Below are 11692 nucleotides of genomic sequence, written 5' to 3' on the forward strand. Positions count from 1 at the left end.
TTAGATGAACAGCGTCCGGGGCAGGATGGCTGTGCAGCTTTCTTTTTACCAAAAATATATGGTCTGGGTGTCCAGGCAAAGGTTGTGAACCATGAAGGTTATTCTTTCTACATTAAATGCAAAGTACATCCATACCTCCTTGGCCTTGCGGTGTCTGAAGGCGTACAGTGAGAAGGATTTTGATATTGACCTGGCGGAGTATACGATCAAGGACCCGGTGATGAATATTGTGTCTGATCTGTATCAGCGCGGCGCGGACGTGATTGGTTTCTCGTGTTACATCTGGAACATCGAAGAGACGATCAAGGTCATTGATAATCTGAAAAAGGTTATGCCGAACGTGAAAATTTTGCTGGGCGGGCCTGAAGTGTCCTACGACACGGAATATTGGATGAACCGCATTCCCAATGTAGATTTCATCGTGATGGGTGAAGGGGAAGAGACGCTGCATCAGCTTTTGACGGAGCTGGAAGGAAGCAAGAAGTTCCACTTTGTCTATGGACTGGCGTATCGCAAAGGGGAAGAGGTCATTCTCATGCCAGGACGCCCGAAAGCGGATCTGAACGATCTGCCGTCACCGCACCGTTTTGATGAGGATATCCCGGAGCTTGGGAAACGGGTTGTTTATTTTGAGACCAGTCGGGGCTGTCCGTTCAGTTGTCAGTTCTGTCTGTCCAGTATTGAGGTTGGCGTGCGGTATTACGATATCGAACGGACGAAGTCGGACATTTTGTACCTAATTGAGAAGGGTGCGAAGCTGATCAAGTTTGTGGACCGGACGTTTAACATCAAGCGGGATTATGCGCTCGAAATGTTCAAATTCCTGATCGAGAATCATCAGGGGACGGTGTTTCAGTTTGAAATTACAGCGGATATTATGCGTCCCGAAGTACTGGACTATCTGGCAGAGAATGCGCCACCGGGCACATTCCGGTTCGAGATCGGGGTTCAGTCTACGAACGATCCGACGAATGAACTGGTGAAACGTCGCCAGAACTTTACCAAGCTGAGCCGTACCGTGAACAAGGTGAAAGCCAGCGGCAAAATCGACCAGCATCTGGATCTCATCGCCGGACTGCCGGAGGAAGATTACAATACGTTCCGCAAGACGTTTAACGATGTGTTTGCACTGGGGCCGGAAGAACTTCAACTCGGATTCCTCAAAATGCTGCGTGGTACAGGTCTGCGTCTGGATGCAGAAAAGTACAACTATACGTATATGGATCACGCGCCGTATGAGATTCTGGGCAGTGACGTGTTGCCGTTCAGCGACATCGTGCGCTTGAAGCGGCTGGAGGATGTGTTGGAGAAATACTGGAACGCACACCGGATGGACCATACGCTGAAGTATCTGATGGAGCAGGAATTCAACTCACCATTTGATTTCTTCCAAGCATTCGGGGATTACTGGGAGGGACAGGGTTGGCAGAAGATTGGTCACCAACTGGAGGATCTGTTTACTCGTTTGCACAGCTTCCTGGAGTCGCGGAACACGCCGCATATGGATATCGTGCTCGGCCTGATGAAGCTGGATTATTTCCTCGGCCACAAATACAAACCACGCAAAATCTGGTGGGAAGATCCGCTTCAAAAAGACCAGTGGGCGGGTTATATGAAAACGTTGGCCGAACGTCCGGAAGACGTTCGACTGCCACGTGTTGCCGGCGCCGCAGGCACGGCATGGCTGGAAAGCAGCGGCACGGGTCCAAGTGCCGCTGCGGGAAGTTCGGTTGCTGCCGGAGAAGACTCTGCCGCAGATGCGGCGGGTGTGATCGGCAGCGAAGCCGGGGGTGCAGCGTCGCTCACTTTGGGCGACGCAACAGGGTCCGCCGCGGATGGAGCGGCGGACATGGTGGACGGCAACGCTTCGCGTGCGTTGCCGATGACCTCGGCCATGACCGCACAGACGGTCATGGGTGCCCGTGCTTTCGCCGACCTTGGTCTCGGCGAAAAGGAACTGCAGAAGCACACCGTATTGGATGTGCTTCCGTTCCGGCTTGAGCGTGTGCTAGCTGGCGCCAGCCCGCTTGCCGCGAAAGGCCGGACGCTGCTGGTCGTTGTGTACCAGCAGCATGAAGGGCAGCAGGCGCAGTATTACACGCTGCCGCTGGGAGAAGAAGCCGCTGCCATGTAGGTGCAGCGGCCTGAGATAAGCTACATGGCTAATTGGTGCCATGTAGCAAGAGGAAGCGCCACGACTATGCGGTCGTGGCGCTTTTTTTTGCATGCATCACGGGGTCGCAATCGTGATGCTGCAATGATGACCACCGCGCTAATGAACGCGGTGTGTCTCAAGAAAGTGCTGCACCCAGTGGGCGCAGCACTTCATCATTACGAGGCTCGCCGCCATCGTACAAGCCGCGCTCCGATCTACCTTTAACATCATACATGTTCCGAAAGCATCGGAAGGTCATCTGACTCCTATACGGGATGAAGAATGATCTTCCTTTTTTTGTTTTCGAAATTCCCATAGAATCACATACCCAATTCAGTCAAAGGATAGTTTCGTATGAATGATAAGGCCAAAACTGAAGAGACAAACACAGTAACTAAAGGTTCAGCTGACTCATTGCATGTCCATATTCCCTATAACGCTGTACATATTCAACGCATTCGTCAGTTAAAGGGTAGACGGTGGGAGCTAAATAAGAAACTGTGGATCATTCCTACTCTATTGCAACCATCCAGGATTTAACGAACCATTTTGATGCAGTATATGTGCAGATTACTACCCGGCTAGATGAGTTGTATAGTTTTTGTATAGATTCAATCGTTAAAATATGAGTTGCAGAAACTGTGGGGAATTGTCGAGAATATAACCCGATGTTAATTAGAAGAGATTGGATGGAAAATAGAGCTCTATTTTTACAATCCAACATGAGGTAACTTCATAAATTGATAATTAAATTAGGGGGATCATCGAAAAAAAGAAAAACATTTGCTCATATGAAAGTGCTAAAAAGGATTTGTCTACATCAGAAAGTCTAAAAAAGAATTGGGGGAAAGGTACGTGTCAAAACAAAGCAACAAGTTCTTTAAGAAAAAGCATGGAGCATTATTTCTCGCAGCGGCTCTGACCGTGGGCGGTTTACCACCAGCAATGTTCCCGACGACAGCAAGTGCAGCTGATGCAGGCGAAGCTTTAATATCCACATCAGGTGGTACAACCAGATACGATATTGTGGACGGAGAGCAATCGTCCGAGGCCGTTATTGATCCTGGAATTCTGATTCAAGACTCCCCTTATACAATAAATCTGGACGCTGCGACCGTGCTGCTTGAAAATTTTCAAGCAGGGGATCAATTGACATTTACCGCAGCGACAGGAATCACAGGAACATATAATCCTGCGAATGGTGTCTTAACGTTGAAGGGAACTGCTTCAGCGGAAGCCTATAATCAGACATTATCGACTGTTGCGTTCTCAACAACCTCCAGTAATACGTCAGTCAGAACCGTTAGGTTTGCCTTGGGTGATGCCCTTCCAAATGATGCTAACGGCCATTTTTATAAGTATATCAATAAGAGAAGCAATATTACCTGGGCTGCCGCGAAGAATGAGGCTGCCGCCGACAATTATTTCGGGCGCGAAGGATATCTGGTCACGATTACAGATGCTCAAGAGAATGAGTTTGTAAAAGAAAAGACGTTAGGTCTTGGATGGATTGGTGCACAAGATATCCAACGGAAAAACGGTGAACCCGTAAATACTGGTGACTGGCGTTGGGTAACCGGACCGGAGGGCCAGCAAGATAGCGGGAATGGTCAGAAGTTCTATGAGGGTTATCTGGGCGGCACAAAAATAGGGTATGCAAATTGGGCCGCCAGCGAACCTAATAATTATTCTGGTTTGGAATATGTTGCCCATATTTATGGGCCCGGCAGAGAAGCAGGACATTGGAACGATTACCCTTTGAGCAACAATGTTACAGGGTATGTTATTGAATACGGCGGCATGGCGAGCGACGAAAATTTGGATATCATCGCTGAGAAAACCATTGCTGTTGTCAATAGTACCGATCTTAAACAAGCCGTTGAAGAAGGGGATCAACTGGACCAAGAAGATTATATGGTAGCGGAATGGCCAGCGTATAAAAAAGCTCTGGAAGACGCCAAAGCCGTGCTTGACAACAAAACCAAAACTCAAGAAGAAGTAGATAAAGCAGTTCAGGAATTGAAAACAGCGAGAGAGCTGCTGAAACCCAGGTTGATCACCGAGCCGAGCGGTGGGCTGGTCAACGTGTCCAAGCCTGAACTCAAAGGTGTGGTAGACCAAGATTCGAAAGTCACCGTTGAATTGAAGGATGAGAACGGCAAAGTGATTGAAACAAGGGAAGTAGAAGCAGATAGTAATGGAAATTGGAGCTTTACCCCGTCGGCAGAATTGCCGGATGGAAAATATACGGTTGATGTAACGGCATTGAAAAATGGAAAAGTGACCAAACAATCCAAGACAATCTTAGTCGAGTCTGCTCAAAAATCGCATCTTACCGGTCTCGAGCTGAATGCCAACGATGGAACTTCGCTACCTCTGTCACCGGCTTTTGCTGAGAATACGTACAATTACACTGCTACTACTGCAACGTACAGCGTATATTTCACACCAACACTGGACTCGCTTGCAGGTCTGGATCCGAACGCCAAGATTGAGTTTTCGCTCAACAATGGTGCCTGGACGGATGCAGCCAGCGGTAAAGCAAGCAATGAATTGCCTTTGAATGAAGGCAGCAACACGATTGTTGTTAAGGTTACCGTTAACGGAAGGGAAAAACTCTATACGCTGACCGTCTTCCGTGCATTCAACAATAATGGTAACAGTGGAGGCGGAGGTGGAGGTGGCGGAAGTACAACTCCAACAACGCCAGCAGCACCAAGTACTCCTGAAGCTCCAAAGGGTAATCTCGACGTAACTTTGAACGGCAAAGACGATCCGTTTGCAACAGGCACAACTTCAACTGCAGACGGTCGTACGACAACGTCAGTTAAGGTAGACCCGGACAAGCTGGGTAAAGCTGTATCTGAAGGTACAGGCCAGGATCTGTCGATTCACTCGCCAAATGAAGGGGATATGACGGTTGATGGCTTGACAGCAGACACTTTGAAGAAACTGGGCGATAAGGGCGCAAGCCTGAAAATAAGTAACCCACTGGCCATTTATCCGGTACCTGTCGGAAAAATGAACCTGAATGCTGTCGCCGGTCAATTGGGCAATGCAGCGCTGAACGATATCGGTGTTCGCATCGACATCAAGCGTTCTTCGGATGCATTGATTGCATCTGCGAAGAACAAGGCAGCAGCAGGAGGTTATGAGCTGCTGGTTGATCCGGTTGATCTGGACCTGACGTTTAGCCATGGGGGTCAAACCGTAAAATCCGGTCAATTGAACGGCTATGCGGCGAAATACATCGCTCTCCCGGAAGGCATCGATCCGAACCGGATTACGACGGGTGTTGTAGTGAATCCGGACGGCAGCGTATATCATCTGCCAACCGTTGTAACGAAGATCGGCAATCGTTATTATGCACAAATCCATGATTTGCGCAGCATTGGTACGTACTCGGTAATCTGGAATCCGCAGGATTTCACGGATGTGAAAACCCATTGGGGTCAAGCGGATGTGAATAACATTGCGGCACGACTGGATCTGAAGGGGAACGGGGATAACACGTTCTCGCCGGGACGCAGCGTGACCCGTTCCGAGTTCGCGGAGATCGTGGTCTTCGGCCTGGGTCTGATGCGTCAGGGAGCGTCGCAGAATAACTTCCCGGATGTACCGACTTCCGCCTGGTACGGAAATGCCCTCGCGATTGCGGATGAATTTGATATCGTTCGCGGTTATGACGATGGCAACTTCTACGGCAACCAGCCAATTACGAGAGAGCAGGGCTTCGCAATGGTAGCCCGCGCGTACCGCCTGATTAAATCCGAAGCTGTCGTTAGTCAGAATACTTCTGCTCTGTCCGAATATAAAGACGGTGCGAGCGTATCGAACTGGGCCAAGGCGGATGTGGCGCAATTGATCGAAGCAGGCATCATTCAGGGCGAAGGTACTCATCTCAGCCCGAAAGCTCCGATGACGCGTGCTGAAGTGACGGCACTGATTGCAAGGATGTTGAAAATTACCAATTTAATTGACAAGTAAGCAAGTTTATTCAATCAACCACTGACAGCCTAAGTCGTCAGTGGTTGTTTTTTATACATTTTCCAGGGGACAGGACATATACGAATAGAAACCGCCAAACTGACGGTTTTTTGTTTTAACAATGCAAGTTCTTGTAGCTAAATGCTCCGTGATTCGGCGATACGTCCATTTCTTTTCGACGTGTAACACAAGCTGCGTGGCCGAATGGCATCATACAGCAGGAGGAAGCGCCACGGCGATGAGGTCGCGGCGCTTTTTTTTGTGTGCATCACGGCGCAGCTATCGTGATGCACCAAGTGTTTCCACCACGGAATTGTGTTCGTGATGCAGCATTAGCACCACGCTAATGCATGCGGTGCAACCTCCTCGTGAGGTACTGCCCTATTGGGGGCAGCACCTCACCCTCACGCTCTTGCCATTCACAAGCCGCGCTCCGTTGTACCTTTCACAAGTTAAAGCAATCATATAAATCTGAGAAAACATCGTGATATAATCAAAGCAAAATGGATCAAGACAGAAGAGTTAGAGAATATGGATGATTTTACATTACAGATGCCGGTAGCACAGTTCAGATTAGATGAGAAAGCATGGAAAGTGTATTGGCAGGACAGCAAAGGCAAATGGCATTTCATCGATGATATCGAACCGAACGAAGATTTTGAAAGGGGGATTCGTATGATTATTTTTAAACCAACCCAACTAACATTAAAAGATCTGAATGTCAAACCGGAAACCATCAAAGAGACAGATGCTTTCTTTAGTTGGCATGTAAACTTTTTCACGTTATATGGCAGAAAACATTATGTGTTTATGAATGATTTTTCCAGATTAAGTTTAACAGTCAATGGGATTAGAACAAATCAGGCGAGTAAACTGGCAGGAATCTTTAAAGAAAATTTGGAGGCCTATTTCGCTGTTGAGGAAATTCCTGATAACTTGGCGAACTATTATTTAGATAAATGTAACGAGAAGACGATAACCAAAACAGATAGTCGAAGTGTTATAAGTACCATGAATGAAATCATGCTTGTGATCAGGTCGTTTGAAGGGGAAACTGATAAATTTAAAGACAAAGATACACGACACAAGTGGAACAATAGATTCATTTACAAACCCATCGACTATAAAGAGCCAATTGATGTATTTGTTAAAGAGCTTCAGGCAAGGGCTGAGATGGAGAGTTAGATAATCAACCAGGCGAGCAAGCGAGCAGCAATAACAATATAAGGAGGCCACAGAATGGATTTGAAGACGTACCTGGCAGAGCATTTTCCTAACTTAATTTTAAAACCACCTCTATTCTATGCTTGGGACGTTTCAATACGATTCGAACTTGGTAATCCTCTGATGTTTAGATTAAATAAAGAGCACTATATGGAACAAGTTTATTATCGATCGCTTGAATTATTTAAGGCTCTCCATGATCAAGAAGATGAAGTCCTATTCATTACTCAAGCTTATTTTGCGGATAAGTCTAAAAACAAAGTGAAGAAGTTAAACCTATACAGGAAATATATCAAGAAGAAAGAGCCGATTAGAGCCTTAAGACACGAGATACTTCCACATTTCGATTGTGAACCGGATGGGCTTCCAGACCCAAACCCTAAGAAGAACATGTATAGGTACTGGACTAGATGTAGAGTTGGGGACTTAAAATATAGTCAGTTCATCAAAGCTATTTGTAATCATGATGTTGGAATGAAACCAATGATCTACCATAGGGTGTATTTCATTAATATAAGTAAGAAAACGATATTTCATATCTATGATGATAGAGGTTGCGATGTTATTTCAGCATCTAGAGAAGGGCTAACGGATATCTATAAAGAATTCAATGATTGGATTTTAGAGTATGATCGAGAAAGAATGAACAACGTATTTCTAAGGTAATGGGGAGAAATGATTTAGGCTTTCAGAAGAGTATTGTTTAGCATAACGATCATAAAGAAGATTTAATACCAAACCTTACCGAGAGAATTTTGAGGTCAGTAACTCCAATAAAAGCTGATATCTGGGGAACGCTGCTGTACTCCGGGTTACGGTAAATTTTGCGGTGGATCAACTCATGCGAAGCAGGAACCACTACCGGGATAGTAATCTACCCATTTTTGCCCTGCCCATCGAACATACTTAAAATGAAAGTCTGCACTGGATTCAAGATTGTCCCACCTGAGAAAACCCATATGCGTTATGAAATAAATAAATTATCAAAATCGATTTTTAGACCATATTGGTAAAGTGAAGCGTTGGATGAACTACTTTTGCAACAATCAAAGAGATGATCGGTGATCAGATTATCATAAAAAATAGATGGGGGAAGAGCAAGTATTTGATGTTGTTTCTTCTCAAATTAACCATTCTATAGCCGGCAAAATGAATATCGGACACTAATTCAAATTATACTTCTCCAATACTGAGTTACGGAAAGTTTCGTATTCCGATAATTCCTGAGAAGTGAAAGATTGAGGAAAATTACTTTGACTAGTCTCTTCTAAGCTGAACTTCCCTAAATTATCATTGATTAATCCATAATTACCAAAAGTATTTTTCATTAAGAAAATCACACTTTTATTATTCTTCTGCAGTTCTACATAGTCATCAACTGTATATTTGACGTCTCCTTCGAGGCTAACGGGTTCAATGATTGTCAATTTGTTCTGATCTGAAGGGAAACCATTAGGTTTCTTCAATATCTTTTCAATCTTGATGTTTGTGTTGGTGTGAAAGGATTGCATGGTTCCATCATCAAATCCAGTAATAACATGCTCTCGATCTCTGAAATCTTCTTTTGCATAACCAATAACGATCAGTTCGGCGAACGCATCCAGCTTATCTATTTCATGAAATGTTAAAGAGTTGGCTGAAAGGTTGACGACTTTATGAATGTTTACGTCCGGTTTGGATTGACCATTTACGTAAGCGATTGCAACAGCAGAGATAGCCAATACGAGTAAAGAGACTAGTACAACCTTCTTTTTGAAAAAAGACATGATCTCATCCTCTCCGTCAGATTTAACTTCTTTTGAAAACATCTTGCTACATTTCTACTATACACATATCTGAAAATTATTGTAAATTAAATGTCTGACAGAGTATCAATCCTGAATTCAGAATCTAAAATATGGTGGCACCATGTAATTAATTTTTGGAACGAAAAGACAAAATATGTTGAAGGACCTAAAGCGTGACCATAAAATTGATAAAAAAAATTTAAGGAGGGTCCTATGAAGACCATCGTTTATATGGTAAGGCATGCGGAGTCACCGTATACGGAAGGAACGGAAAGAACGAGGGGGCTTACCCTTGAGGGCAAGATGAATGCAGAACGAATAACGGAAATATTAACGAATGAAGGAATACATTCCATCGTCTCAAGTCCTTATGCCAGGGCGATTCTAACCTTAGAGGGTGTGGCAGCAGCGTTAGAATTAGATATTCAGATCATGGAGGATCTGCGGGAAAGGCATTTTTCAGATGATATGATTGTGGATGAAGAGTTCGAGCCTGCTTCGAAGAAGATGTTTGATGACCCGGATTATGCATTGCCAGGAGGCGAGTCGAACACGGTTTGCCAGAATAGAGCAGTGGGCGTGTTGAAACAGATATTAGAAGAATACAAGGGTGAAAAAGTGGCGATCGGCACACACGGACATGTAATGACGTTGATGATGAACTACTTTGATTCGAGTTACGGATTGGATTTTATGAATCAAACCAAGAAACCGGACATTTATCGATTACAATTTGACAAGATGGAATTAGAGAACGTGACAAGGCTATGGAGCGAATAGGGTGAAAGTGAACAAGCGAGAACGCTTGTTCATAATTTTGGTTACAAGTAAAATATAGATATCATTAAATATGGAAGGAATTGACTCCAATGACGTTACAAAACTTGTTTCATCAAAAACCAACCAAGTTGTGGAATGAAAGAATGATTGAAGGCGGAGATGAGCTCTTCACAGAAGAGAGATTACTCATGTCTGATCAAGCCCTAGATACATATTTGCACCAATTAATAGCATTACAAGAAACGCAAGATTCTGAGCGCATGATGAAGGCTGTAGAAGAAGTTGTGGTTAGCTTTAATGAAATGAATGAGGCCAATGGTTACTTTATTGAGACGATGGAACGTGAAGAATTGGCTGATTTTATAGACAAGGCGGCTAGGCTGGTTGGATTGGACATCCATGAGGATGAAGATATTACGGAAGAATGGAGAGAGTGGTAATTCAGCAGAACAGTGTTTTCCAATTTTAATGATAAGGGTGATCAATATGGAACGAGGACTCATTATATTTTTGAACGGAACGTCAAGTTCGGGGAAGACAAGCATTGCGATGGAAATGAAAAATCAGGGAGACATTCCGTTTCATCACTTATCTGTAGATCAATTTCTGCATAATTATGATCAATTTATCGACAATACATATCCAGATATGAAACCAACTAGAGAAGTAGAGCACCATGTCATGACAGATATCCTGTTCGACCCGATCAATTCGATGTACTGTGCAACCATTAAACTGTTTTCGGAAATGGGTTTGAATGTCATCGTGGATACGGTCATCAGCAATGACAAGTGGTTTAATGATTTTTATGAGTTACTATCGGATTATCCGATATTGTTTGTAGGCGTGCAGTGCTCGAAAGAGGAACTCACCAGAAGAGAGCAGAGCAGGGGAGATCGCGAGATTGGACTTGCTCATTCCCAGTTCGACTACATCTACTCCTATGATGAATATGATCTGGAAGTGAATACGGAAGAGCTTAGTTCAGCTGCATGCGCGGAAAAGATATTAAGTTATATGAAGTCTGATCAGGAATACTCGGCATTTAAGAAATTAAGCAGAAGAGAGGTAAAAACACCGTAAAAGAAATGAATTCAAGACCAAGGCTGGTAAGGTGGTCAAAAATTGGAGATGGAGGATTAGACCTCAAGACAAAGTCTGTATTTTGCAAACAAATTTGGATATAGTACGCTTGAAGTAGTTTATAATCAGATTAAGGAGCAAGGAGGAGTCGAGCATGATTATTTTCAAAGCAACCCAACTCACATTAAAAGATCTTCATGCCAAACCGGAAACCATCCAAGACAGCAATGCCTTCTTTAGTTGGCATGTAAACTTCTTCACGTTGTATGGCAGAAAACACTATGTTTTTATGAATGATTTTTCCAGATTAAGCTTAACGGTCAATGGGATTAGAGCAAATCAGGCGAGTAAACTGGCAGGAATCTTTAAAAAGAATTTAGAGGACTATTTGGCCGTTGAGAAGCTTCCTGATCACCTGGTGAACTATTATTTGGAAAAATGTAACGAGAGCACGATCACCAAAACGGATAGTCGAAGTGTTATAAGTACCATGAATGAAATCATGCTTGTGATGAAGACGCTTGAAGTTGAAGATAATGATTTTCGTGATAAAGATGAACGCCATATGTGGAATAATAGATCTATGTATAAACCCATCGACTATAAAGAACCCATTGAGGTATTTGTTAAAGAGCTTCAAACACGGTTTGAAATGGAGAGTTAGAGAAACTGGATT

The 11692-nt window shown here is 44.2% G+C and carries 9 protein-coding genes; 8 read left to right on the forward strand and 1 reads right to left on the reverse strand.

Going from position 1 to position 11692, the window contains the following annotated elements:
* The first annotated feature begins 91 nt into the window (after positions 1-91).
* The 4 genes from MHI55_RS08415 (at position 92) to MHI55_RS08430 (ending at position 8032) form a co-directional block, all read left to right on the forward strand.
* Positions 92-2134: a B12-binding domain-containing radical SAM protein gene (locus MHI55_RS08415; RefSeq protein WP_340389663.1), complete on the forward strand. Its 2043-nt coding sequence runs from the start codon at positions 92-94 to the stop codon at positions 2132-2134.
* A gap of 876 nt (positions 2135-3010) precedes the next feature.
* Positions 3011-6142, forward strand: coding sequence for an S-layer homology domain-containing protein (locus tag MHI55_RS08420; protein ID WP_340389665.1), 3132 nt, complete (start codon positions 3011-3013; stop codon positions 6140-6142).
* A gap of 531 nt (positions 6143-6673) precedes the next feature.
* On the forward strand, positions 6674-7327 hold the full coding sequence (locus MHI55_RS08425; protein ID WP_340389667.1) for a DUF3024 domain-containing protein: 654 nt from the start codon (positions 6674-6676) through the stop codon (positions 7325-7327).
* A 54-nt stretch (positions 7328-7381) separates the two neighbouring features.
* Positions 7382-8032, forward strand: a complete 651-nt coding sequence (locus MHI55_RS08430) for a DUF3885 domain-containing protein (protein ID WP_076251660.1) — start codon at positions 7382-7384, stop codon at positions 8030-8032.
* Between the two features lie 497 nt (positions 8033-8529).
* Here MHI55_RS08430 and MHI55_RS08435 read toward each other — a convergent pair whose 3' ends face one another.
* A complete protein-coding gene (locus MHI55_RS08435) occupies positions 8530-9132 on the reverse strand; it encodes a hypothetical protein (protein WP_101314934.1) in 603 nt (200 codons plus the stop codon).
* 234 nt (positions 9133-9366) lie between these two features.
* On the opposite strand from MHI55_RS08435, the gene MHI55_RS08440 reads away from it, so the two are divergent.
* From MHI55_RS08440 to MHI55_RS08455, 4 genes are all read left to right on the forward strand, one after another.
* On the forward strand, positions 9367-9933 hold the full coding sequence (locus MHI55_RS08440; RefSeq protein ID WP_101314935.1) for a histidine phosphatase family protein: 567 nt from the start codon (positions 9367-9369) through the stop codon (positions 9931-9933).
* 89 nt (positions 9934-10022) lie between these two features.
* Positions 10023-10373 (forward strand): hypothetical protein, encoded by a 351-nt coding sequence (locus MHI55_RS08445; RefSeq protein ID WP_340389669.1) that lies wholly within the window; start codon positions 10023-10025, stop codon positions 10371-10373.
* 46 nt (positions 10374-10419) lie between these two features.
* The gene (locus tag MHI55_RS08450; RefSeq protein ID WP_036669335.1) at positions 10420-11016 is read left to right on the forward strand and encodes an AAA family ATPase; all 597 of its coding nucleotides are present in this window, start codon (positions 10420-10422) and stop codon (positions 11014-11016) included.
* A gap of 154 nt (positions 11017-11170) precedes the next feature.
* Positions 11171-11680, forward strand: a complete 510-nt coding sequence (locus MHI55_RS08455; protein ID WP_340389671.1) for a hypothetical protein — start codon at positions 11171-11173, stop codon at positions 11678-11680.
* Positions 11681-11692 lie beyond the last annotated feature (12 nt).

The organism is Paenibacillus sp. FSL E2-0151, from assembly GCF_037993015.1.
GTDB classification, from domain to species: Bacteria; Bacillota; Bacilli; order Paenibacillales; family Paenibacillaceae; genus Paenibacillus; species Paenibacillus amylolyticus.